20 protein-coding genes are annotated in these 22218 nt (G+C 68.8%); 12 read left to right on the top strand and 8 right to left on the bottom strand.

All coding sequences use genetic code 11. The annotated features are described in order from the left end of the window. Positions 1 to 1662: a Na/Pi cotransporter family protein gene (locus ADE01S_RS25655; RefSeq protein ID WP_062684568.1), complete on the bottom strand. Its 1662-nt coding sequence runs from the start codon at positions 1660 to 1662 to the stop codon at positions 1 to 3. Positions 1663 to 1832: 170 nt separating this feature from the next. Here ADE01S_RS25655 and ADE01S_RS25650 point away from each other — a divergent pair, with 170 nt between their 5' ends. Then, a complete protein-coding gene (locus ADE01S_RS25650) occupies positions 1833 to 3224 on the top strand; it encodes an L-serine ammonia-lyase (RefSeq protein WP_062684567.1) in 1392 nt (463 codons plus the stop codon). Positions 3225 to 3444: 220 nt separating this feature from the next. On the opposite strand, the gene htpX is transcribed toward ADE01S_RS25650, so the two are convergent. Continuing rightward, positions 3445 to 4326, bottom strand: a complete 882-nt coding sequence (gene htpX, locus ADE01S_RS25645; protein ID WP_062684566.1) for a protease HtpX — start codon at positions 4324 to 4326, stop codon at positions 3445 to 3447. A gap of 152 nt (positions 4327 to 4478) precedes the next feature. Between htpX and ADE01S_RS25640 the strand changes: the two genes are divergently transcribed. Further along, a complete protein-coding gene (locus ADE01S_RS25640; RefSeq protein WP_062684565.1) occupies positions 4479 to 5333 on the top strand; it encodes a DMT family transporter in 855 nt (284 codons plus the stop codon). A 37-nt stretch (positions 5334 to 5370) separates the two neighbouring features. Then, the gene (locus ADE01S_RS25635; RefSeq protein ID WP_062684564.1) at positions 5371 to 6222 is read left to right on the top strand and encodes a sulfurtransferase; all 852 of its coding nucleotides are present in this window, start codon (positions 5371 to 5373) and stop codon (positions 6220 to 6222) included. 67 nt (positions 6223 to 6289) lie between these two features. Here ADE01S_RS25635 and ADE01S_RS25630 read toward each other — a convergent pair whose 3' ends face one another. Further along, positions 6290 to 7213 carry a LysR family transcriptional regulator gene (locus tag ADE01S_RS25630; protein ID WP_062684563.1) on the bottom strand — a complete coding sequence of 308 codons (924 nt, stop codon included), beginning with the start codon at positions 7211 to 7213 and terminating at the stop codon, positions 6290 to 6292. A gap of 114 nt (positions 7214 to 7327) precedes the next feature. Here ADE01S_RS25630 and ADE01S_RS25625 point away from each other — a divergent pair, with 114 nt between their 5' ends. Continuing rightward, the gene (locus tag ADE01S_RS25625; protein WP_062684562.1) at positions 7328 to 8560 is read left to right on the top strand and encodes an MFS transporter; all 1233 of its coding nucleotides are present in this window, start codon (positions 7328 to 7330) and stop codon (positions 8558 to 8560) included. Here the strand turns inward: ADE01S_RS25625 and ADE01S_RS25620 are convergent. Further along, on the bottom strand, positions 8538 to 9107 hold the full coding sequence (locus ADE01S_RS25620) for a phosphonate degradation HD-domain oxygenase (RefSeq protein WP_062684561.1): 570 nt from the start codon (positions 9105 to 9107) through the stop codon (positions 8538 to 8540). The two genes, ADE01S_RS25625 and ADE01S_RS25620, sit on opposite strands and share 23 nt — an antisense overlap. Positions 9108 to 9159: 52 nt before the next feature. Then, the gene (locus ADE01S_RS25615; RefSeq protein ID WP_062684560.1) at positions 9160 to 10023 is read right to left on the bottom strand and encodes a LysR family transcriptional regulator; all 864 of its coding nucleotides are present in this window, start codon (positions 10021 to 10023) and stop codon (positions 9160 to 9162) included. Positions 10024 to 10171: 148 nt separating this feature from the next. Between ADE01S_RS25615 and ADE01S_RS25610 the strand changes: the two genes are divergently transcribed. The 5 genes from ADE01S_RS25610 (at position 10172) to ADE01S_RS25590 (ending at position 16195) form a co-directional block, all read left to right on the top strand. Further along, the gene (locus ADE01S_RS25610) at positions 10172 to 11245 is read left to right on the top strand and encodes a putative 2-aminoethylphosphonate ABC transporter ATP-binding protein (protein WP_062684559.1); all 1074 of its coding nucleotides are present in this window, start codon (positions 10172 to 10174) and stop codon (positions 11243 to 11245) included. A gap of 7 nt (positions 11246 to 11252) precedes the next feature. Continuing rightward, on the top strand, positions 11253 to 13010 hold the full coding sequence (locus tag ADE01S_RS25605; protein ID WP_167543428.1) for a putative 2-aminoethylphosphonate ABC transporter permease subunit: 1758 nt from the start codon (positions 11253 to 11255) through the stop codon (positions 13008 to 13010). 27 nt (positions 13011 to 13037) lie between these two features. After that, positions 13038 to 13859, top strand: a complete 822-nt coding sequence (phnX, locus tag ADE01S_RS25600; protein ID WP_062684557.1) for a phosphonoacetaldehyde hydrolase — start codon at positions 13038 to 13040, stop codon at positions 13857 to 13859. 94 nt (positions 13860 to 13953) lie between these two features. Next, positions 13954 to 14976 carry a putative 2-aminoethylphosphonate ABC transporter substrate-binding protein gene (locus tag ADE01S_RS25595; protein WP_062684556.1) on the top strand — a complete coding sequence of 341 codons (1023 nt, stop codon included), beginning with the start codon at positions 13954 to 13956 and terminating at the stop codon, positions 14974 to 14976. Between the two features lie 88 nt (positions 14977 to 15064). After that, a complete protein-coding gene (locus ADE01S_RS25590) occupies positions 15065 to 16195 on the top strand; it encodes a TIGR03364 family FAD-dependent oxidoreductase (protein WP_062684555.1) in 1131 nt (376 codons plus the stop codon). Positions 16196 to 16274: 79 nt separating this feature from the next. Here the strand turns inward: ADE01S_RS25590 and ADE01S_RS25585 are convergent, their stop codons facing one another. From ADE01S_RS25585 to ADE01S_RS25575, 3 genes are all read right to left on the bottom strand, one after another. Further along, positions 16275 to 17423 carry an aromatic ring-hydroxylating oxygenase subunit alpha gene (locus tag ADE01S_RS25585; RefSeq protein WP_062684554.1) on the bottom strand — a complete coding sequence of 383 codons (1149 nt, stop codon included), beginning with the start codon at positions 17421 to 17423 and terminating at the stop codon, positions 16275 to 16277. 389 nt (positions 17424 to 17812) lie between these two features. Further along, entirely contained in the window at positions 17813 to 18823 is a 1011-nt protein-coding gene (locus tag ADE01S_RS25580; RefSeq protein WP_062684553.1) for an acyltransferase, read from the bottom strand. A 121-nt stretch (positions 18824 to 18944) separates the two neighbouring features. Further along, entirely contained in the window at positions 18945 to 19913 is a 969-nt protein-coding gene (locus ADE01S_RS25575) for a Bug family tripartite tricarboxylate transporter substrate binding protein (RefSeq protein ID WP_062684552.1), read from the bottom strand. A gap of 170 nt (positions 19914 to 20083) precedes the next feature. Between ADE01S_RS25575 and ADE01S_RS25570 the strand changes: the two genes are divergently transcribed. The 3 genes from ADE01S_RS25570 to ADE01S_RS25560 all read left to right on the top strand — a co-directional run bounded on the left by ADE01S_RS25570 (position 20084) and on the right by ADE01S_RS25560 (position 22206). Next, positions 20084 to 20938 carry an IclR family transcriptional regulator gene (locus tag ADE01S_RS25570; protein ID WP_062684551.1) on the top strand — a complete coding sequence of 285 codons (855 nt, stop codon included), beginning with the start codon at positions 20084 to 20086 and terminating at the stop codon, positions 20936 to 20938. 82 nt (positions 20939 to 21020) lie between these two features. After that, complete coding sequence (locus tag ADE01S_RS25565; protein WP_062684550.1) at positions 21021 to 21287, top strand: exodeoxyribonuclease VII small subunit; 267 nt, start codon at positions 21021 to 21023, stop codon at positions 21285 to 21287. A 7-nt stretch (positions 21288 to 21294) separates the two neighbouring features. After that, positions 21295 to 22206, top strand: coding sequence for a polyprenyl synthetase family protein (locus ADE01S_RS25560; RefSeq protein ID WP_062684549.1), 912 nt, complete (start codon positions 21295 to 21297; stop codon positions 22204 to 22206). The last annotated feature ends 12 nt before the right edge of the window (positions 22207 to 22218 follow it).

Raw genomic sequence — 22218 nt, 5'->3', positions numbered from 1 at the left:
TCAATTCCCCGCTTCGCGCAGCCGGCTAGGGAGCAGTTCTCCGTGGCGCGCCAGCAGCGGATACGCCGCGGCTCCCACCAGGTGGGAGTTGATGCCCTTCATGTCTCGCAGGATGTCCAGGTAGAGCGCGCCCACTTCGGCGGCGTCGACCTCGCCGGCCTTGATCTTTTGCAGGTGCGTGTCGGCGGCGGTGGTTTCTATCGTGCGGAAGCGCGCCTTTTCGCCCGCCAGCGAGCGGGCCTGGCGCAGGTCGTCGTTGACGAACAGGGCGGCGGCCGTGCGCTGGTTGGCGATGAGCTGGCCCAGCGTTTCGTCCAGGCTGGCGCGCTGCTCGGGCGAGAAGGTCCAGCCTTGCTTGCGCAGCTTGGCGACGTGGCTGAGCAGGCCGTGGTGGGCGATGTCGCCCGCATGGCCCACGTTGCTGATGAAGGCCAGGATGTCGTCCAGGCGCTGGAGATCCTCGCGCGTCATGTTTTCCTGGTCCAGCGTGGCCAGGTAGGTGGTGATGGCGTTTTCCAGTTTGTCCAGGGCGCTGTCGAGCTGGCGCGCCTGCACCATGCGGTGGCGGTTGTCGCGCTTGAAGCCGGCGCGCGCGTAGAGCAGCAGGGTTTGCAGCATGTCGGCCATGCGCAGGGCTTCGCGGGCGGCGTTGCCCAGGGCCACGGCCGGCACGTCGTGGGCCCATTCGTCCAGGTACTGGGGACGGGATGGGTCGTTCGGGTCGGCGCGCTTGGGCAGCCAACGGGTGAGCAGGGCGGCGTAGGGCGTGAGCAGCGGCAGGAACACCACGGCGATGACGGCGTTGAACAGGGTGTGGAAATTGGCCACCGCGCGGGCTGGATCGTTCGCCAGTTCGCTCATCATCGGCTGCAGGTAGGGCAGCAGAATCAGGCCGGCCAGCACGCCGGCGACGCGCGTGAGCAGGTTGCCCAGGGGCAGGCGGCGCGCGGCCGGGTCGTCGCCGGTCACGCCCTCGATCATGGGGTTGATGGCGGTTCCGAGGTTGGCGCCCAGCACCAGCGCGAACGCGACGTGCGGCGCGACCATGTGGTGGCTGGCGAGCGACATGACCAGCACGACGACGGCGACGCTGGAGTGCGCCGCCCAGGTGAAGGCGGCCGACAGCAGCACGGCGGCCACCGGCTGGGTCGAGAGGGCGTCGAGGATCATGCCCAGCATGGGGGCGGTCTGGAAGGGCTGGAATAGTTCGACCAGCTGGTGCAGCGACAGCAGCAGGAGCCCCAGGCCGATGAATACGCGGCCGAGGTCGCGCGTGCGCCCCGGCGGGTAGCGGCGGAACATCCAGACTCCGGCCAGGATCAGGATCGGGGCGAGGGAGGTCAGGTCGAAGGACAGCAGCTGGACGATGAGCGTGGTGCCCACGTTGGCGCCCAGCATGGCGGCCAGCGCCGGCACCAGGCTGACGACCCCGCCGGCGGCGAAGCCGGTGATCATGAGGCCGGTGGCGGTGCTGCTCTGGAGCGCGGCGGTGATGCCCAGCCCGGCAGCGAAGGCCCGCAGCCGGGTGCCGAGCGCCTTGCCCAGGGCGGCGCCGAGCGCGGCGCCGAAGGCGCGTTGCACGCCTGTCTGGACCATGTGCACGCCCCACAGGAGCAGGGCGACATAGCCCGCGAAATCAAGCAGCGTGATGAGTCCTGACATCCGTTTCCATTCTTTTTATGACAAGTAATAATTCTGTAATGATCGCATGCGCGGCCGGGGCAGGGAAACCTGTCCCCGCAATACAGCATACGCCCGCCTGGGCTTTGCTGCGCGCGGCATGGGCTACGCGTATCATTGCCTGATCAACCTTAGAAGCACTGGAGTTTTGCGTGGCGGTTTCCGTTTTCGACCTGTTCAAGATAGGCATAGGCCCGTCCAGCTCCCATACCGTGGGGCCCATGCGGGCGGCCCTGCTGTTCGCCCAGGGCCTGGAGCGCGACGGCCTCGTGCCGCGCGTGGCCGCCGTGCGCGCCGAGCTTTACGGGTCGCTGGGCGCGACGGGCAAGGGCCACGGCACCGACAAGGGCGTGCTGCTGGGCCTGATGGGCGAGGCGCCCGATACCGTGCATCCTGCCGCCATCGCCGGCATGATCGCCTCGGTGCGGGCCAGCCGCCAGCTGCCGCTGCTGGGGCGCTACCCGATCCCGTTCGTGGAAAGGGAGCACCTGATGTTCTATCGTCGTGAAGCCATGGCGGAGCATCCTAACGGCATGAAGTTTCACGCTTTTGACGCCGAGGGCGTGCCGCTGCGTGAGGCCCGCTACCTGTCGGTGGGCGGCGGCTTCGTCGTGACCGCGGGCGCCTCGAACAGCCAGGTCATCGCCGCGCACGACCAGTTGCCGTATCCGTTCCGCATGGGCCGCGAACTGCTGTCGATGTGCCGCGACAGCGGGCTGACGGTGGCCCAGCTGATGATGAAGAACGAGCTGACCTGGCGCGACGAGGCCGAGGTTCATGCCGGGCTGGACCGCATCTGGCAGGTCATGCAGGACTGCGTCTCGCGCGGCTGCGGCATCAATTATCCGGAAGCGGACGGCGAGCTGCCCGGCCCCTTGCGCGTGCGCCGCCGGGCGCCCGAACTCTATCGCAACCTGACGCAGCGCGCCGAGCGCACGCTGTCCGATCCCTTGTCGGTGATGGACTGGGTGAACCTCTACGCCATGGCGGTCAACGAGGAAAACGCCGCGGGCGGCCGCGTGGTCACAGCGCCGACCAACGGCGCCGCGGGCATCATCCCGGCGGTGCTGCACTATTACGACCGCTTCGTGCCGGGTTCCAACCGCGACGGGGTGCGGGACTTCCTGCTGACGGCGGCGGCCGTGGGGCTGCTGTACAAGTACAACGCGTCGCTGTCGGGCGCCGAGGTCGGCTGCCAGGGCGAGGTCGGCGTGGCGTGTTCGATGGCGGCGGGCGGCCTGGCGGCGGCGCTGGGCGGCACCGTGGAGCAGGTCGAGAACGCGGCCGAGATCGGCATGGAGCACAACCTGGGCCTGACCTGCGATCCGGTGGGCGGCCTGGTGCAGATTCCCTGTATCGAGCGCAACGCCATGGCCTCGATCAAGGCCGTGAACGCGGCCCGCATGGCCCTGCGCGGCGACGGCCAGCACTACGTGTCGCTGGACTCCGTCATCAAGACCATGCGCGAGACCGGCGCCGACATGAAGACCAAGTACAAGGAAACCGCGCGCGGCGGCCTGGCGGTGAACATCGTCGAGTGCTGAGGGAGGGCCCCCACGCTGCGCGCGCTTTGCGCGCTTGCTGCCCCCAAGGGGGTTGCGCCGCCTTAGGGCGGCCTGGCGGCGGCGCGGGCCTCCACGCTGCGCGCACGCTATGCGCTCGCTGCCCTTCAAGGGGGCTGCGCCGACTTGGGACGGCCTGAAGATGTAAAAAGCCCCTTGAGCAACGCTCAAGGGGCTTTTTTTGCCATTCGGCAGGCGTGGGTCAGATCACGCGGGCGTTTTGCAGCGCGGCGATGCGGGCCGGGATCGGCGGGTGCGAGGCGAACATGGCGGCGATGCCGCCCTTGCCGGTGATGCCCGAGGCTTCGAAGGACTTGGGCAGGTCGCCGGGTTCCAGGCCGCCCAGGCGGGCGAGGGCGCGGATCATGGGTTCGCGGGCGCCCATCAGGTGGGCCGAGCCGGCGTCGGCGCGGTATTCGCGCTGGCGCGAGAACCAGGCCACGATGATCGAGGCCAGCACGCCGAAGATGATTTCACAGACCAGCACCGTGACGTAGTAGCCGGGGCCCACGCCGCGCTCGTTCTTGAACACGGCGCGGTCGATGAAGTAGCCGACCACGCGGGCCAGGAACACCACGAAGGTGTTCACCACGCCCTGGATCAGGGTCAGGGTGACCATGTCGCCGTTGGCGATGTGCGCGACTTCATGCGCCAGCACGGCGGCGACTTCCTCTTCGCTCATGCTTTCCAGCAGGCCGGTGGACACGGCGACCAGCGAGTCGTTCTTGAACGCGCCGGTGGCGAAGGCATTGGGGGCGCCGTCGTAGATGGCGACCTCGGGGCGGCCGATGCCGGCGCGGTCGGCGAGCTGGTGCACGGTGTCGAGCAGCCAGGCTTCGCGCTGGTTGCGCGGGGAGTTGGGATCCAGCACCTGCGCGCCCGTGCTCCACTTGGCCATGGGCTTGCTGATCAGGAGCGAGATGATGGCGCCGGTGAAGCCGACCACCAGCGAGAAGATCAGCAGGGCGTTGAGGTTGAGGCCGTTGGCGGTGATGTAGCGGTCTACGCCCAGGATGCGCAGCGTGGCCGACAGCACGAGCATGACGGCCAGGTTGGTGATGACGAACAGGATGATGCGTTTCATGTTTTTTTGTTCCTCTGCGAGCGGGAATTGCCGGAGTTCGACATGGCGCAGGGCCGCCAGTTCCCCGAGCCGGCGGCACCCACTCCGGTGACGGAGAGTATAGTATCGCTTTCCCTTAGTCCTACCCACTTTCCCTTAGCGTAGATCCCCCCATGCAGGCTCTCTGGATGTTATTGGCGTCCGCCATGTTCGCCATCATGGGATCGTTCGTGAAGCTCGGTACCGAGCATGGCGCGTCGTTGCCGCAAGTCGTGCTGTTCCGCGGCCTTCCCTCGGTCATCCTGCTGCTGATCTGGGCCCGCGCCGGGCGCCAGTCCATCATCCCGACCAGCTGGAAGCTGCACCTGTGGCGCAACCTGTCCGGCGTCACCTCGATGTGGCTGGGCTTTTTCGCGATTTCGCACCTGCCCCTGGCCACCGCGACCAGCCTGAACTACACGGCGCCGCTCTTCATCGCCTGCTGGATGCTGGGCTGGGGCGGCGCGCAGCGCGATCCCGTGCGCATCGTGGCCGTGGCCCTGGGCTTCCTGGGCGTGATCGCCGTGCTGCGCCCCAGCATCAACGAGGACCAGTGGCTGGCCGCCTTGCTGGGCATGGGGGCGGGCGCCATGTCGGCGATCGCCATGATGCAGATCCGCCAGCTGGGCCGCATCGGCGAGCCCGAATGGCGCACCGTGCTGTTTTTCTCCGTGGCAGTGTGCGTGTCCAGCCTTGCCGGCCTGGCCTTCGAAGGCTGGGGTCATGCCGACTGGACGGGCTACCTCTCGCTGGTGGGCGTGGGCGTGGCGGGCCTGTTCGGCCAACTGGCCATGACCCGGGCCTTCGGCATGGGCTCGGCGCTGCTGACGGCGGCCCTGCAATACAGCACCATTATTTTCGCGGCCCTGCTGGGCATGGGCCTGTGGGGGGACCATCTCGACGCCCTGGCCTGGGCCGGCATGGGCCTGATCATTTTCGCGGGCCTGCTGTCGGTGTGGCGCACCATGCGCGACCCCAAGGCGGCATGAGCCGCGGCCGCCTTTATCCCATACAGGAGCACACCGAATGACGATGACACTGATTTCCGCGGCCGCCCTGGCCGAGCGCCTCGACGCGCCCGACGTCCGCGTGTTCGATGTGCGCCACGACCTGACCAACCACGCCGCCGGGCGGCAAGCTTACGAGGCCGACCATATCCCCGGCGCCCGCTACCTGGACCACGAAACCGAACTGGCCGCCGCCCGCACGGGCACGAACGGCCGCCATCCGCTGCCGTCCCGCGGGGCCTTCGGCGCGCTGATGGCCGCGCACGGCGTCACGCCGCGCACGCTGGTGGTGGCCTACGACGCCAGCGGCGGCATGTACGCCGCGCACCTGTGGTGGATGCTGCGCTGGCTCGGGCACGACCAGGTGGCGGTGCTGGACGGCGGCTGGCAGGCCTGGACGGCCGCCGGCCTGCCGACCACGACCGCGGCGCCCGCTCCCGTGCGCGCGGGCGAGCCGGTGGCGCCGGGGGCCTCGCTGGCCGGAACGGTGGACGCCGGGGCGGTGCTGGACAATATCTCCCGCCCGGCCTTCACCGTGGTCGATGCGCGCGCGGCCAACCGCTACCGCGGCGAGGTCGAGCCCATGGACCCGGTGGCCGGCCACATCCCGGGCGCCTTGAACCGCCCCAACGGCGAGAACCTCCAGGCCGACGGCCGGTTCAAGCCGGCCGCGCAGCTGCGCGAGGAATTCGCCCGCCTGCTGGACGGCCGCGATCCCGCGGCCATCGTGCACCAGTGCGGCTCGGGCATCACCGCCTGCCACAATCTGCTGTCCATGGAGATCGCGGGCCTGTCCGGTTCGCGCCTGTACCCAGGCTCCTGGAGCGAGTGGTGCAGCGACCCGTCCCGTCCGGTGGCCACGGGCGCGTAGTCCGGCAAGCCCGGGCGCCATGCCCGGGGGCGGATGGCGCGGCGCGGCGGCTGGATGCCGCGCCCGTTCAGCGGCCGGATCGGCCGGCGGCCTTGGGCGCCTTGGCCGGGGCGAAGACCCTTGCGCACAGAAAGTCCACCAGCGCCCGCACTTTCGGCGAGGCGTGCTTGCTCGCGGGCCAGAGCACGTGGAAGACGTTGGTTCGCTCCACCTGGCCCGCCAGGACCTGGACCAGGCGGCCGTCCGCCAGGGGTTCGCGGATGGCGAAGTCCGGCAGGCAGGCGATACCCAGCCCTTGCAGCGCGAAGCAGGAGCGCGTCTCGATGTTGTTGCAGATCATCGAGACAGGCAGCTGGAGTTCAGGCTCGCCGGCCGCCTGGGGCAGCGCCCAGGACTCCAGCTTGCCGCTGCTGGGAAAGCGGTAGTGCAGGCAGCTGTGCTGCAACAGATCGGCCGGCACCTTGGGCGTGCCCCGGGTGGCCAGGTAGGCGGGCGAGGCCACCAGCAGGATGCGGAAGGTGCCCAGGCGGCGCGCCGACAGCCGGGAGTCCGCCGGCTCGCCCGTGCGCACCACGGCATCGAAGCCTTCCTCGATGACGTCGACCATGCGGTCGGTGAAGTCCAGGTCGAGTTCGATTTCCGGATATTCGCGCATGAATTCGCCCAGCACCGGCAACACCAGCCCGCTGACCAGCGGCAGGCTGACGCGCAGGCGCCCGCGCGGCGCGGCGGCGGCGCGAGACAGCTCCAGTTCGGCCGCCTCGATCTCGGCCAGGATGCGGCGGCTGCGCTCCAGGAACAGCATGCCCTCGGCCGTCAGGGTGACGCTGCGCGTGCTGCGGTGGAACAGGCGCACGCCCAGCTTTTCCTCCAGCCGCGCCACGCTCTTGCCGACGGCGGATGCCGACACGCCGAGCAGGCGGCCGGCGGCGACGAAGCTGCGCGTTTCGGCCACCTGCACAAACACGACAAAACCGTTCAGGCTGTCCATTCTGGTCCTCGATTGCGGACATCCAGTTCCGCATAAGAAGGAAATGTAGCCTACTTTTTCTTTAATGCCGGGGCTTTTATCGTGGGCACCCAAGATGCAACGTAGGTGCAAACGATGACGGATTCCACGCTTTCCCCGCGGCAGGGCGCTACGCCCGCGCCGCATCCCGCCGACCGCGGCCGCCTGCCGCTGGCCTCGCTGCTGGCGCTGGCCATGGCGGCCTTCATCACGATCCTGACCGAGGCGCTGCCGGCCGGGCTACTGCCGCAGATGGCGCAGGGCCTGAACGTGTCCGAGGCCGCCATCGGCCAGACCGTCACGATTTACGCGCTCGGGTCGCTGGTGGCGGCGATTCCGTTGGTCGCCGCCACCCGGGGGGTGCGGAGGCGTCCGCTGCTGCTGGCGGCGATCGCTGGCTTCGCGCTGTCCAACACGGTGACGGCGCTGTCATCCGTCTATGCGCTGACCCTGGCCGCGCGTTTCCTGGCCGGCGTGTCCGCGGGGCTGCTGTGGGCGCTGCTGGCCGGCTACGCCGCGCGCTTGGTGCCGGCGCACCAGCAAGGCCGCGCGATCGCGGTGGCGATGGTGGGCGCGCCGCTGGCGTTGTCGCTGGGCGTGCCGGCAGGAACCTTCCTGGGCGCGTTCCTGGGCTGGCGCATCGGCTTCGGCATCATGAGCGTGCTGGCGCTGGCGCTGGTGGCCTGGGTGCGCCTGCGGGTGCCGGACTACGCGGGGGTGGCGAAAGGCCGGCAATTGCCGCTGCGGCGCGTCTTCCTGCTGCCCGGCGTGCGCGCGGTGCTGTTCGCGGTGCTGGCGTTCGTGCTGGCGCACAACATCCTCTACATCTACATCGCGCCATTTCTAGCCTCGGTGGGGATGGCGGGAAGCACGGACCGGGTGTTGCTGGTGTTCGGCCTGAGTTCGCTGCTCGGCATCTGGGGGGTCGGGACGCTGATCGACCGCCATCTGCGGGCGCTGACCCTGGCCAGCATCGTCTTGTTCGGCCTGGCGGTGCTGGCGCTGGGAATCGCGGGCCGGATGCCGGCCATGGTCTACCTGGCCGTCGGCATCTGGGGCGTGGCCTTCGGCGGCACGCCGACGCTGTTCCAGACCGCGCTGGCCCAGACGGCGGGCGATGCCGCGGACGTGGCGCAGTCCATGCTGGTCACCGCCTGGAATACGGCCATCGCCGCGGGCGGCTTCGTCGGAGGCACGCTGCTCGAACGCCTGGGCGTGGCGGCATTCTCGCCGGTGCTGCTGGCGCTGCTGGCGGCGACGCTGGCGGTCGTCTGGGCCGCCCGGCGGCATGGGTTTCCCGCTAGTCCTACCAGACGGCGGCCAGCTTGACCCGTCCCGATACGCTCTCGGCGATTTCCAGGAAATGATCCAGGGAGGGCGTGGCCAGGCCCGGCACCTTGGCCATGTCGTCCCAGCGCCTCAGGCGTATCGCGTCCGGCGCGCCCGGCATGCTCGCGAAATCCACCGCCTGGCCCGCATCGAAACTCCCGCCCTGCAACGCCAGGCTGCGCTTCGAATCCTCCGACAGCGACGCTTCATATTGCGGTTCCATATAGCAGAGGTAGCGCTTGGCCTCCACGTGCAGCCGGATCGGGTCCAGCACGGCGGGGCTGAACAGGCCGCGCAGGAAGGGCAGTACGAAGTACTGGTGCTTGTCGTCGATGCCGCGCAGGGTGGGCGTGCCCGGCCGGTCGGCGATGAGGTGGCCCAGGTCGTGCAGCAGGCAGGCCGTGATCAAGTGGGGGCCGGCGCCGTTGCGCTCGGCGAGCGCCGCCGTCTGCAGCGCGTGCCGCAGGTGGCTGACGGACTCGCCATGATAGGAGCGGTGTCCGCGCTCCAGGAAGATCTGTTCGATGTCTTGCAGGGTCAAGGCCATGGTCGTCTCCAGGGTGGCCGCAAAGGGGAGGGGGCGGGCAGGGACCTTGCGGTCAGTCCGCAGCCGGCGCCATCTCCAGAAAGCGCGCGATGAGCTGCACCGGTTGGCGCTCGCGCAGGCAATACAGGTATTCGTGCATCACGATGCCGGCGCCCTGGATGTCCAGGGCCGCCAGGTCGGGATGCGAGGGGATTTCGCGCGAGGGGATCAGGCTGATCCCGAGCCCGCACAGAATGGCTTGCCGGATCGATTCCCGGCTGCCGATCTCCAGCGTCCGGCGCACGGTGACGCCGGCCGCCTGCAAGGCGTCTTCCGTCAGCTGCCGGGTCATGGAGCCCGGCTCGCGCAGCAGCAGGGCGTGCTCGGCCAGGTCGTCCAGGCCGATCTGGCCGCGGCGGGCCAGGGGGTGGTCGCGATGCGTCACCACGCGGATGGGGTCGGCGGCGATCATCCGCCGGTAGAGATGCTTGTCATCCATCAGAAAGGAAGAGGTGGCAATCTCGATGCGGTAATCGTGCAGCGCCTGCAGCATGCTTTGCGAATTGCCGATGGTGAGCGTCAGGTCGATGCCCGGGTAGCGCTGGTTGTAGCTGCGCACCGTGTCCATGATGTAGTAGGGGCCGGTGGCGCCGATGCGCAGGTTGCCCTCGCGCAGGTCGCTGGCGTCGCGCAGGCGGAAGTCGATCTCGGTTTCCTGCTGGACCAGTTTCTCCACCATGGGCATCAGGCTGTGGCCGGCGTCCGACAGCCGCATGCCGCGCCCCTGCCGATGGAACAGCTCCACGCCGTAGCGGGACTCCAGCTGGCGCAATTGTCCCGTCACCGTGGGCTGGCTGACGCCCAGCTGGGCGGCGGCCTTGGTGACGGTGCCGCAGCGGGCCACGGCGTAGAAGGATTTGAGTTCGGCGACGAGCACGGTGTTCGGGGGCGGATAAAGGACGCAATGCGCAAGACCGCCAGTACACCAAAATAATTTGATGTTTTTATTACTGCATTTGCGCGAAGTGTCATAAACACTCAATACGCGCCTTCCATACTGCGTGCGTTCCCCAACCGGAGGCCCCATGGCCGAACGCGATAACGCATTTCTCTCTGCCAGGCATCTCGTGAAGCGGTTCGGCAGCCACACCGCGCTGTCGGACGTGTCGCTCGACATCCGCGCCGGAGAGCTGGTGTGCCTGCTGGGCCCCTCGGGCTGCGGCAAGACCACCTTGCTGCGCGCCATCGCCGGCCTGGAGCGCCAGGACAGCGGCACCATCGTCCTGTCCGGACGCGATATTTCGCATGCCGAGCCGCAAGCGCGCGACTACGGCATCCTGTTCCAGTCCTATGCGCTGTTCCCCAACCTGACCGTGGCCCAGAACGTGGCCTACGGCCTGAGCGGCAAGCGCGCCCACCGCAGCCACGTGGCCAGCCGCGTCGAGGAAATGCTGACGCTGGTGGGCCTGGCGGGCGCGGCGGACAAGTATCCGGGGCAGATATCCGGCGGGCAGCAGCAGCGCGTGGCCCTGGCGCGCGCGCTGGCGCCGTCGCCCTCGCTGCTGTTGCTGGACGAGCCGATGTCGGCCCTGGACGCCCGCGTGCGCGAGCACCTACGCATCGAACTGCGCGCGCTGCAGAAGCGCCTGTCGATTACTACGCTGATGGTGACGCACGACCAGGAAGAGGCCATGGTGATGGCCGACCGCATCGCGGTCATGAATGGCGGCATCATCGAACAGTTCGGCACCCCGCGAGAGCTCTACCGCCAGCCCGGGTCGGCCTTCATCGCGGACTTCGTGGGCGAGGCGAACTGGCTGCCGTTCGAGCGCGTGGATGCCCACCGTGCCCGCGTCGGCCGCCAGGAGCTGGCCGTGGACGAGGCGCTGGAAACCGGCAGCGGCAAGCTTTTCGTGCGGCCGGAAGCGGTGCGCGTGAGCACCGCCCGTCCGGAGCAGCCCAACGCCATGCTGGCCGACGTGCTGGACGGCGTGTTCCTGGGCCGGGGCTACCGCCTGGCCCTGCGCCTGGAAGGCGTGCCCGGCGCCACCGTGCACTCCGTCGTATCCCCTGAAATCGGAGACGCCCTGCTGGGCCCTCACGCCGCCAGCCGCTGCTGGGTGGAGCTGCCGCGCCATGCGATACGCGCCTACGCTTGACCCGGCCATGACCCGCTCCTCAAACCCGCCCCTGCAGGCGGCGGCCGCCGCCGCGCCCGCGCCGTCGCTGGGCCGGCGCCCCTTGCCCGCGTGGGTCGGCGCCGCCGGCCTGGCGGGCGGGCAGGGCGCGCTGGCGCTGTGCCTGCTGGTCTTTCTGGCCCTGCCGCTGGCGGCCATCCTGATCAAGTCCGTGACCGACGGAAACGGCGATTGGGCCGGGCTGTCGGTGGTCGCCGGCATCATCGGCGGCGACGGCTTCCTGGGCATGGTCGCGCGCAGCCTGGCGGTCGGCGCCGTGACGACGCTGCTGGTCGTGCCCTGCGCCTACGGCTTCGCCTATGGCCTGACGCGCACCCGCCTGCCGGGCAAGGGGCTGCTGCGCACCGTGGCCCTGCTGCCGTTGCTCGCGCCTTCGCTCCTGCCGGGCATCGCCCTGGTGTATCTGCTGGGCAACCAGGGGCTGCTCAAGGGGCTGACCGGCGGCGCCACCATCTACGGATTCTGGGGCATCGTCGCGGGCGAGGCGTTCTACACCTTCCCCCACGCCCTCATGATCCTGCTGACCGGCCTGGCCCTGGCCGACGGCCGCCTCTACGACGCCGCCCGCGCGATGGGCGCCGGCCCCTGGCGCACCTTCCTGACCGTGACCCTGCCGGGCACCCGCTATGCCGTCTTTTCCGCGTGCTGCGTGGTGTTCACGCTGACGGTGACCGACTTCGGCGTGCCCAAGGTCGTCGGCGGCGACTACAACGTGCTGGCGATGGAGGCCTACAAGGCCGTGGTCGGCCAGCAGAACTTCCCCAAGGGCGCGGCCATCGGCATCCTGCTGCTCCTGCCCGCCGTCCTGACGTTCGCGCTGGACCGCCGGCTGCGCGCCCGCCAGGGCGCCCAGATGAGCGGGCGGGCCCAACCCTACGCCGCGGGCGTCCACCGCCGCCGCGACGCCGCCTTCCTGACGCTGGCGCTCGTGCTGGCCGCGTTCCTGCTGCTGATCATCGGCGTGGCGGTGTGGGCGTCGTTCGTGAAGATGTGGCCGTACAACCTGTCCATGTCGCTGCGTTCCTACGACTTCGACAACATGGACGGCGGCGGCTGGCTGGCCTGGCGCAACAGCCTGCAGCTGGCGTTCTTCACCGCCCTGGTGGGCACGGCCGTGGTCTTCGCCGGCGCCTGGATGATGGAGAAAGTGCCGGCCCGCGGCGCGGCGGCGCGCGGCCTGCGCGGCATGGTCGGCATGCTGGCGCTGATGCCCATGGCCGTTCCCGGCCTGGTGCTGGGGCTGGGCTACATCTTCTTCTTCAACAGCCCGATGAATCCCCTGAACACCCTGTACGGCACCATGCCGCTGCTGGTGCTGTGCACGGTGGTCCATTTCTACACCAGCGCGCACCTGACGGCGTCCACCGCGCTCAATGCGCTGGATCCGGAGTTCGAAGCCGCCTCCGCCTCGCTGAAAGTGCCCCGCCTGACCACCTTCCTGCGCGTGACCCTGCCGATGTGCCTGCCGGCCGCGCTGGACGTCGCCCGCTACCTGTTCGTGTCCGCCATGACGACGGTGTCCGCCGTGGTGTTCCTGTACAGCCCGTCCACGGTGCTGGCGGCGGTTGCGGTGCTGAACATGGACGACGCCGGCTTCATCGGCCCCGCCGCCGCCATGTGCACGGTGATCATGGCCAGTTCGGCCGTCGCGGCGCTGGTCCTGCACCTGGCGAGCCGCGCCCTGGTGGCGCGCAGCCAGGCCTGGCGCCGCCCGGCGGCCCATTGATCGATTATTTTCTGAAGGATGACCCTCATGACTGTTTCGCCTTTGCCCGTCCGCCTGGAAGCGGTGATCTTCGACTGGGCCGGAACGCTGGTCGATTTCGGTTCCTTCGCGCCCACCAAGGTATTCGTCGACGCGTTCGCGCAATTCGGCATGAACGTGTCGCTGCAGGAGGCCCGGGGCCCGATGGGCATGGGCAAGTGGGACCACATCCGCGCGCTGTGCGACGAACCCGCCATCGCCAGCCAGTACCAGGCCCGGTTCGGCCGCGTCCCCACGGACGACGACGTGACCGCCATCTATGAACGCTTCCTGCCGATGCAGCTGGAGAAGGTCGCCCAGTATTCGGCGGCGATTCCCGGCGCGGCCGAGCTGCTGCGCGCGCTGCGCCAGCGCGGCCTGCGGATCGGGTCCTGCTCCGGCTATCCCGGCAGCGTCATGCGCCGCGTGGTCGAGCGCGCGGCCGCGGAAGGCCTGGAACCCGATTGCATCGTGGCCAGCGACGACGTGCCGCGCGCGCGCCCGGCGCCGGCGATGGCCCTGAAGAACGTGGTGGAGCTGGGCCTCTCGGACGTGGCCGCCTGCGTCAAGGTCGACGATACCGCGCCCGGCATCGAGGAAGGTCGCCGCGCGGGCATGTGGACGGTGGGGCTGCTGCTCTCCGGCAACGCCGCGGGCCTGACGCTGGACGAATACCTTGCCCTGGACGAGGCGGGCCGCCAGGAGGCGCGTTCCCGCGCCAGCGCCGAACTGTCGCCGGCCGCCCCGCATTACCTGATCGACACCGTTGCCGACCTGCCCGCCGTGATCGCCGACATCGAATCCCGCTTGTCCGCGGGCCAGCGCCCCTAAGCGCGCCACCCTTTATCCGCCCCATACGGGACTGGCCCGCGCCAGCCCCGGAGGACTTTTTCAGCCTTTTTTCCGCCTACCACGGAGTAACTCCATGAATCGCTACAAGCTGCTTGCACTGGCCGCCGCCCTGACGGGCGTGATGGGCGCCGCTTCCGCCGAGACCACGCTGACCGTCTACACGGCGTTGGAAGCCGACCAGATCAAGGCCTACCAGGCCGCGTTCGAGAAGGCCAATCCCGACATCAGGATCCAGTGGGTGCGCGACTCCACCGGCATCATCGCCGCCAAGCTGCTGGCCGAAAAGAGCAACCCCAAGGCCGACGTGATCTGGGGCCTGGCCGGCACGGCCCTGGGCCTGATGGACAAGGAAGGCATGCTGCAGCCCTACGCGCCCAAGGGCCTGGACCAGATCGCCGCCAACATGCGCGACGCCAAGGCCGAGCCGTCGTGGGTCGGCATGGACGGCTACGCCGCCGCCATCTGCTTCAACACCATCGAGGCCGAAAAGCAGAAGCTGCCCAAGCCCACTTCGTGGGAAGACCTGACCAAGCCCGTGTACGCCGGCAAGATCGTGATGCCGAACCCGGCCTCGTCGGGCACGGGCTTCCTGGACGTGAGCGCCTGGCTGCAGATCTTCGGCGAAGAGAAGGGCTGGGCCTACATGGACGCCCTGCACAAGAACATCGGCTCGTACACCCATTCCGGCTCCAAGCCCTGCAACATGGCTGCCGCCGGCGAGTTCCCGATCGGGGTGTCGTTCGACTACCGCGCGGCCAAGCTGAAGGCCGACGGCGCGCCCGTCGAGGCCGTGTTCCCGTCGGAAGGCCTGGGCTGGGAAGTCGAAGCCACCGCCATCATGAAGGGCACCAAGAACCTGGAAGCCGCCCGCAAGCTGGCCGACTTCTCGGCCAGCCGCGAGGCCAACGAGCTGTACAAGGCCAACTTCGCCGTGCTGGCGATCCCCTCGGTCGCGACCGTCAATCCCAACCTGCCCGCGGACCTGACGAAGCGCATGATCAAGAACGATTTCACGTGGGCCGCCACGAATCGCGAACGCATCATCGCCGAATGGACCAAGCGCTACGACGGCAAGTCCGAGCCGAAGAAGAAGTAAGCAGCGTCGACGCGGCGGCTACGGCCGCCGCTCGCCGGGGCGCCCTGGGGGGCGGCCCCGCCGCAATCCCTATCGCAATATTCCAGAGATGAAAAAATTCGACGTAGTCGTGGTGGGCGCGGGCATGCTCGGCATCGCGCATGCCTGGGCCGCCGCCAAGCGCGGCCTGTCCGTGGCCGTGATCGAGCGCAGTCGCCAGGCGCACGGCGCCACGATCCGCAATTTCGGCCAGGTCATCGTCACGGGCCAGGCGCCCGGCACGATGCTGTCGCACGCCCAGCAGGCCCGCGAGCTGTGGCTGGACCTGGCGGCCAAGGCGGGCTTTCATGTGCGGGCCAACGGCGCCCTGGTGCTGGCGCGCGACGCCGACGAGGCGGACGTGCTGCAAGAGTTCGCCGACACGCGCATGCGCCAGGAAGGCTACCGCGCCGAACTGCTGTCGGGCCGCGACGTCGCGCGCCTGTACGGCGGCCGGCTGGCGCACCACTGCGCGGCCCTGCAGGGCCATGACGACCTGCAGATCTATTCGCGCGAAGCGCTGCCGGCCATCACGCGTTACCTGGCCGAGTCGCTGGGCGTCACTTTCATTACCGGCACGCTGGCGCGCGCCGCGGAAGGCGGACGGGTCTGCACCTCGGCCGGCGAATTCCAGGGCGGGCACGTATTCGTCTGCCCGGGCCACGATTACCTGACCTTGATGCCCGAGCTGTTCGCGCCGCTGAACCTGGAGGTCACGCGCCTGCAGATGCTGCGCGCCGCGTTCGAGACCGACCCCATCGCGCTGGATCGCCCGCTGCTCACGGGCCTGTCCTGCGTGCACTACGGCGCGTTCTCCGACCTGCCGTCGGCGCTGGCGCTGCGCGACGTGATCCAGACGCGCACGCCGATGCTGCTGGAGAACGGCATCCATCTGCTGATCAGCCCCACGCCCTACGGCGAGCTGATCATCGGCGATTCACATCGCTACGGCCAGGACGCTCCGCCCTTCAACGACGAAGCGGTGGACGACGCGATGCTGGACCTGGCCTCGCGGGCCCTGGGCGCGCGCCTGCGCGTGCTGGAGCGCTGGCAAGGCGTGTACGGCGCGCATGGCCCGGCGCCGTTCTCGGTGATGCCGGTGGATGCGGCCACGACGGTGGCGGTAATGCACTCGGGCGTGGGCATGACGGTGGGGCTGGCCATCGGCGAACGCGTCGCGGCCGGCGCGCTCGGACGCTGATCCGCGCCGGGGCGGCAAGAAAAAAGGCCTCGCTTTCGCGAGGCCTTTGCGCTTGGGAGCGGGCGCCAGAGCCAGGGCTTCAGAGCTGCTCCTGCATGATGCGGCGATACCATTCGTGGAAGTGCTGCATGCCGTCTTCCATGGGCGACTGGTACGGGCCCGTCTCGTTCACGCCGCGCTGCATCAGGGCCTTGCGGCCGGCATCCATGCGTTCGGCGATCTCGTCGTCCTCGATGGCCGTTTCCATGTAGGCGGCGCGCTGCGCCTCGACGAACTCGCGCTCGAAGGCGGCGATTTCCTCGGGGTAGTAGAACTCGACCACGTTGACCGTTTCCTGCGGGCTCTTGGGGTACAGCGTGGAGAGCACCAGCACGTGCGGATACAGCTCGATCATGTGGGTTGGGAAATAGGTGACCCAGACCGCGCCGAAATCGGGGGCGTCGCCGTCGCGGAAGGACAGCAGGCGGTCATGCCACTGCTTGTAGACGTCCGAGCCGGGCTGCGCCAGCGCATTGTGCACGCCGACCTTCTGCAGGCTGTACCAGTCGTTGAACTCCCAGGTCAGGTCGTCGCAGGTGACGAAGCGGCCCAGGCCGGGGTGGAACGGCCCGACGTGGTAGTCCTCCAGGTAGACCTCGATGAAGGTCTTCCAGTTGTAGTTGCACTGGTGCACTTCGACGTGGTCCAGCACGTAGTCGCCGAAGTCGAACTCGGGCCGCGAGAACAGCGGCGCCATGTCCGAGGCCGGATCGCGCGGGCCTTCGAACAGCAGGCCGTGGCAATCGCGCAGGCGGAACTTCTGCAGGTTCATGCAGGGCGTGGTGTCGAACTGCGGCGCGCCCAACAACTCGCCCTGGTTGTTGTACGTCCAACGGTGCAGCGGACACACGATGTTGCCGCCGGTAGCCTTCAGATTGCCGTTCGTATTGCAATTGCCGGCCACATTGCCGGCCTCGCCGCCAAGCATCAATGCCTGCCGGTGGCGGCAGACATTTGAGATGAGTTCGACGCCTTGCTGGTTGCGAACCAGCACGCGCCCTCCGTTTTCCTGGACCAGCGTACGCCAGTCCCCGATTTCGGGCACCAATTTCTGGTGGCCGACGTATTGCGAGGATTGCTTGAAAATGAGTTCTTGCTCGCGGGCAAAGAGGGCTTCGTCAAAATACGCGCTGACGGGTAGCTGGGTGCGAGCTGGCACTACATGTGCCATCCGACCGATGTCGGTCATGATTCCCTCCGCTCGGATAAAAAAGCCAGGACGGTTGAGCTTTTGCCTAGCAGCTTTGGCTGGCGGCCTTGCCCGGCGTGCATGGCGGACCTGTCCGGCCGGGCCTGTAGGCCTGGCCAAATCCGCCGCTGGAATTCCGCTGGGCAAATCCGCCAAGTGAAATCCGCTGGGTGAATTCCGTTCTGGCGCGAAGAAAAATCGGTGTCTGGCCGATCAAATAAGCCGTGAATTGTACCCCAAGCCCTTCCCCCGCGCCCGCGAAGATCCGCGACCTTCGGCCGGGCAGGGGAGGAGCCGTTACGGCCGATGCCGCAAGCCGGTTTTCTTCGGTAGGACCCGCGTTCGGAGGGCGTGGTTCCCGGGGCCGCCAACCGGGCGGCGCGGGCCGTTCAGACCAGCCTGCGGGTGGCCGGATGGCGCCGCAGCAACCAGCTGCTCGCGGCCGACAGCGCGAAGACGGCGGCGGCCAGCAGGGGCAGGGTCCAGGCATCGTTGCGCGAGCCCGTCATGGCGCCGGCCCGTCGCGCCACGTCCAGGAACACCGGATGGATCAGGTAGACGCCGAAAGTCAGCGGCGCCAGCGACGCCAGCCGCGGCAGGCGCGGCGACGACACGATCCACTGGAACGCGGCCAGCGACATGAACGGCACGGTCACGCTGAAGTAGTCGTAGAAATACGTGTCCAGGGTGCGGCTGCTGGACATGGCATACACGCCGAGCGCGGTGGCAACCACGCTGGCCGCCAGCATCAGGCCGGGCCGCGGCACCCGCAACTGGCCGTCGAAGATCAGGCGGCCGGCCACGAAGTAGCCCAGATAGGGGAGGAACCAGGTGAGGAAAAAGCCGGGAGGCGCGCCCAGCGCGCGGCGGTACAGCGCGTCCAGGATGGCCAGGCCCAGGATGCCCACCACCCACAGCCCGCGCGCCCGGGGCGTGCTGCGCGCATACAGCAGCCGGGTCAGTGGGGCGAACAGGTACAGCCCCACGATCATGTACAGGTACCACAGGTGGTAATAGGGTTCGCCCTGCACGACCTTGCGCGGCCAGAACGAGAAATCGATGCGCCCGTCGTCCCACCAGTCCAGCGCGGTGCGCCACGCCAGGTAGAACAGCGTCCAGAACAGGAGCGGCGCGCAGATGCGCGCCATGCGCCGGCTGTAGAACTGGCGCGCATCCTGGGGCTTGTCGGGATCCAGCAGCAGGGCGCCGCTGACCATCACGAAGACGGGCACGCACCAGCGGGCCGCCGAATCGTACAGATTGGCGGCCAGCCAGGCTCCGCCGCCATAGGCGGCGGGATTGCTCACGATCACGGCCGCGCTGTGCAGCAGGACGACGGCCAGCGCCGCCAGCCAGCGCGCCGCGTCCAGGCGCGCGTATTTCTCTTCCAGGTACGGCATCGGACTCCCGGTTCGGTGTTTCCTTCACCTTAGCAGCCGGGAGCGCGGGGCTTGTGTATCCAGGGGTTAGGGCCTGTTAGCGCCGTTTTGCGCGCATTGGGTCACGAAATGGCGCGGCCCCTCATTGCAGGACGATGTTGGCCTGCTGGATCAGCTGCGAAACGATGGGCTGTTCGGTCTTGATCTGCTTGTCCAGTTCGGCCGGGGTGCCGGACCGCGGATCGATGCCCATGTCCAGCATGCGCTTCTTCACCGCTTCGTCCTGCAGCGTTTCGGCCAGGGCCTGCTGCAGCTTCGCCAGCGCCGGCGCCGGCGTGCCCTTGGGCGCGACGAAGCTGAACCAGGCGGTCATGTCGAATGCGGGATAGCCCTGCTCGGACAGCGTTTCCAGCTTGGGCTGCGTGGCCAGGCGGTTGGGGCTGGTGATGGCGAACACCTTGACCTTGCCCGCGTCGGCTTGCGGCATGCCGGTGGCCACCATGTCGAAGAACAGGTCCACGTCGCCGCTGATGAGGGCGGGCAGGGCCTGGGTCGCGCCCTTGAACGGCACGTGCAGGATGTCGATGCCGGCGCGCTTCTTGAAGAGTTCGCCCGCCAGGTGCGAGGACGTGCCCGGCCCGAACGTGGCGAAAGTCAGCTTGCCGGGGTTCTGCTTGGCGTACGCGACGAGGTCCTGCGTGTTGTTGAACGGCCGCTTGGGGCTGGACAGCAGGACCAGGGGGCCCACGCCCACCATGCCGATCCGGGCGAAGCCGTCCGGATCGTAGGGCAATTCCTTGTACAGGTAGCGGTTCGTCACCAGGGTGGAGTTGGTGGCCATCAGGATGGTGTAGCCGTCCGGCGCTTCGCGCGAGACGAAGGCCGCGCCGATCGAGGTGCCGGCGCCGGCCTTGTTTTCCACGATCATGGGCTGGCCCAGCGTCTTGGCCATGCGCTCGGCCAGGACGCGCGTCAGCACGTCGGTGGCGCCGCCGGCGGGGAAGGGCGAGACGACCTTGATCGGTCGGGACGGGAAGGTGTCGGCCTGGGCGCCCAGCGCCGCGGCGCCGAGGACCAGGGTGGCCAGCAGTTTGAAGCTCGTGCGTATCATGAGTTCCCCTTGATGTCGCTATAGGTGTGGATCGCCGGTCCTGGCCTTGCGCCGGGGCGTCCCGGAATGGGACATCTGCGCTTGCCAGTTCATCGAGGATGTTTTAAATTCCGTAAAATGGAATTTAATTTTGTTATTCGAAATAAACTATAAAAACGAAGCGAATAGAAATGCAATCTTTTTCTGACGCCAAGCGCATCGTCCATCCCGCCGCCAAGCCGGACGGCAAGGTCGAACTGAGCCTGCCGGCGCGCCGCAAGCGCGCCGCGGGCAGCGGGGAGGGGGCCAATTCGCCCGACTTCATCACGGCGCTGGCCCGCGGCCTGGACGTGCTGCGCTGCTTCCGGCACGGCGTCACCGCGCTGGGCAACCTCGACCTGGCTCGCCTGACCGGCCTGCCCAAGCCCACGATCAGCCGCATCACCTACACGCTGACCGAGCTGGGCTATCTGCGCTATCACCCCGATACCGGCAAGTATTCGCCCGGCTACGGGGTGCTGGCCCTGGGTTTCGGCCTGCTGGCCGGGCTGGAGGTGCGGGAGCTGGCCAAGGCGTCCATGACCGAACTGGCCCGCGCCACGGGCGGCGCGGTGGCGCTGGGCGCCTTCGACGGCGACGCCATGACCTACGTCGAGGCCATCCACGGATCCTCCGCCCTCTACCTTCGCCTGCCGGTCGGCTACCGCGCGAGCCTGGACAGCGCCATGGGCCGCGCCTACCTGGCAAGCCTGCCGGGCGCGGCCTGCGCCGACGCGCTGGCGCGCCTGGGCGAGGCGGCGCCGGCCGCGGCCGCCATCGACCGGGCCCGCGCGGAACTGGGCGAGTCCGGCTGCTGCTTCGCCATCGGGGAATGGCAATCGGGAATCCATGCGGCGGCGGTGCCGTTTACCTCCGTCACGGGCGAGGGCGTATTCGTGATGAGCTGCGGCGGGCCCGCGAGCCTGTTGCCCGAGGCGGACCTGCGCGAGCGCGTGGCGCCTTTGTTGCGGGCGGCGGTCGCCGGGCTGGCGGGGGCGCCCGCCTGAGACGCGCGGCGCATCGGGACAGGGCTTGGGTATCTCGTACAATTCACGGATTGATCCACCCCTAGCGTCCTCGGAGACCCGTTTGGCCAAACCCTCACAAGCCGACCCGCAGGCTGATGACCGTCCCTTGCCCCAGGATTTCGAAACGGCGCTGGCCGAGCTCGAATCGCTGGTCGCGGCCATGGAAGACGGATCGTTGCCGCTTGAGCAATCGCTGGCCGCCTACCGGCGCGGCGTGGCGCTCACGCGAGTCTGCCAGGATCGCCTGGCGCAGGCCGAACAGCAGGTGAAGGTCCTGGAGGGCGACTTGCTGCGCCCGTTGGATCCGGCGGCGCTGGATGACGAATAAGAATCCGATGAAGCAAATCCAACTCCCCTTCCCGGAGTGGCTGCAGGGGCGCGTGCGGCATGTCGAGGACGTCCTGGACGATCTCCTGCCTCCCGCGGACGCCTTGCCCTCCCGTCTGCATGAAGCGATGCGGTACGCCGTGCTGGGCGGCGGCAAGCGGGTGCGCGCCGCCCTGGTCTACGCGGCCGGGCAGGCCTGCCCGGTCAGCGGCAGCGTCCTGGCCATCGAGGCCTCGCTCGACCGCGCCGCGGCTGCCGTGGAACTGATCCACGCCTACTCGCTGGTGCACGACGACCTGCCTTGCATGGATGACGACACGCTGCGCCGCGGCCGGCCCACCACGCACGTGCAGTTCGACGAAGCCACCGCCATGCTGGCGGGCGACGCGCTGCAGCCGCTGGCCTTCGACCTGCTGGCCTCCATGCCGATCGCGCCCGCGCTCATCGTGCAGGCGACCCAGTCGCTGGCGCGCGCCGCGGGCAGCCAGGGCATGGCGGGCGGGCAGGCCATCGATCTCTTCAGCGTCGGCCGCGCGCTGTCGCGCGATGAACTGCAGACCATGCACAGCATGAAGACGGGCGCCATGCTCGCCTGCAGCGTGGCCCTGGGCGGGATCGTCGCGGGCGCCAGCTCGGCCTCGCGCCAGGCGCTGGACGCCTACGCGCAGGCCGTGGGCCTGGCGTTCCAGGTCGTGGACGACATCCTCGACGTGACCGCCGACACCGCCAGCCTGGGCAAGACGCCGGGCAAGGACGCGGCGGAGAACAAGCCCACGTACGTGTCGCTGCTCGGGCTTTCCGAGGCTCGGGCATTTGCCGAAGAATTGCGCGAAGATGCGCTGGCCGCGCTGGCGCCCCTGGGCGACGCGGGCTCGCGCCTGGCCGAACTGGCCAATTTCATCGTCCTCCGGGACCGCTGAGCCGAGACAAGC

Origin of the sequence: Achromobacter denitrificans NBRC 15125 (genome assembly GCF_001571365.1) — a bacterium.
Taxonomy (GTDB): domain Bacteria; phylum Pseudomonadota; class Gammaproteobacteria; order Burkholderiales; family Burkholderiaceae_B; genus Achromobacter; species Achromobacter denitrificans.
The sequence above is the reverse complement of the archived record's forward strand: the minus strand, read 5'-3'. Positions and strand labels throughout refer to the sequence as shown.

Coding starts and splice junctions, on each gene's coding strand:
- ADE01S_RS25655 (WP_062684568.1), bottom strand. CDS start 1,662: ATGTCAGGACTCATCACGCTGCTTGATTTCGCGGGCTATGTCGCCCTG.
- htpX (WP_062684566.1), bottom strand. CDS start 4,326: ATGAAACGCATCATCCTGTTCGTCATCACCAACCTGGCCGTCATGCTC.
- ADE01S_RS25640 (WP_062684565.1), top strand. CDS start 4,479: ATGCAGGCTCTCTGGATGTTATTGGCGTCCGCCATGTTCGCCATCATG.
- ADE01S_RS25635 (WP_062684564.1), top strand. CDS start 5,371: ATGACGATGACACTGATTTCCGCGGCCGCCCTGGCCGAGCGCCTCGAC.
- ADE01S_RS25630 (WP_062684563.1), bottom strand. CDS start 7,213: ATGGACAGCCTGAACGGTTTTGTCGTGTTTGTGCAGGTGGCCGAAACG.
- ADE01S_RS25625 (WP_062684562.1), top strand. CDS start 7,328: ATGACGGATTCCACGCTTTCCCCGCGGCAGGGCGCTACGCCCGCGCCG.
- ADE01S_RS25620 (WP_062684561.1), bottom strand. CDS start 9,107: ATGGCCTTGACCCTGCAAGACATCGAACAGATCTTCCTGGAGCGCGGA.
- ADE01S_RS25610 (WP_062684559.1), top strand. CDS start 10,172: ATGGCCGAACGCGATAACGCATTTCTCTCTGCCAGGCATCTCGTGAAG.
- ADE01S_RS25605 (WP_167543428.1), top strand. CDS start 11,253: ATGACCCGCTCCTCAAACCCGCCCCTGCAGGCGGCGGCCGCCGCCGCG.
- phnX (WP_062684557.1), top strand. CDS start 13,038: ATGACTGTTTCGCCTTTGCCCGTCCGCCTGGAAGCGGTGATCTTCGAC.
- ADE01S_RS25595 (WP_062684556.1), top strand. CDS start 13,954: ATGAATCGCTACAAGCTGCTTGCACTGGCCGCCGCCCTGACGGGCGTG.
- ADE01S_RS25590 (WP_062684555.1), top strand. CDS start 15,065: ATGAAAAAATTCGACGTAGTCGTGGTGGGCGCGGGCATGCTCGGCATC.
- ADE01S_RS25585 (WP_062684554.1), bottom strand. CDS start 17,423: ATGACCGACATCGGTCGGATGGCACATGTAGTGCCAGCTCGCACCCAG.
- ADE01S_RS25580 (WP_062684553.1), bottom strand. CDS start 18,823: ATGCCGTACCTGGAAGAGAAATACGCGCGCCTGGACGCGGCGCGCTGG.
- ADE01S_RS25575 (WP_062684552.1), bottom strand. CDS start 19,913: ATGATACGCACGAGCTTCAAACTGCTGGCCACCCTGGTCCTCGGCGCC.
- ADE01S_RS25570 (WP_062684551.1), top strand. CDS start 20,084: ATGCAATCTTTTTCTGACGCCAAGCGCATCGTCCATCCCGCCGCCAAG.
- ADE01S_RS25560 (WP_062684549.1), top strand. CDS start 21,295: ATGAAGCAAATCCAACTCCCCTTCCCGGAGTGGCTGCAGGGGCGCGTG.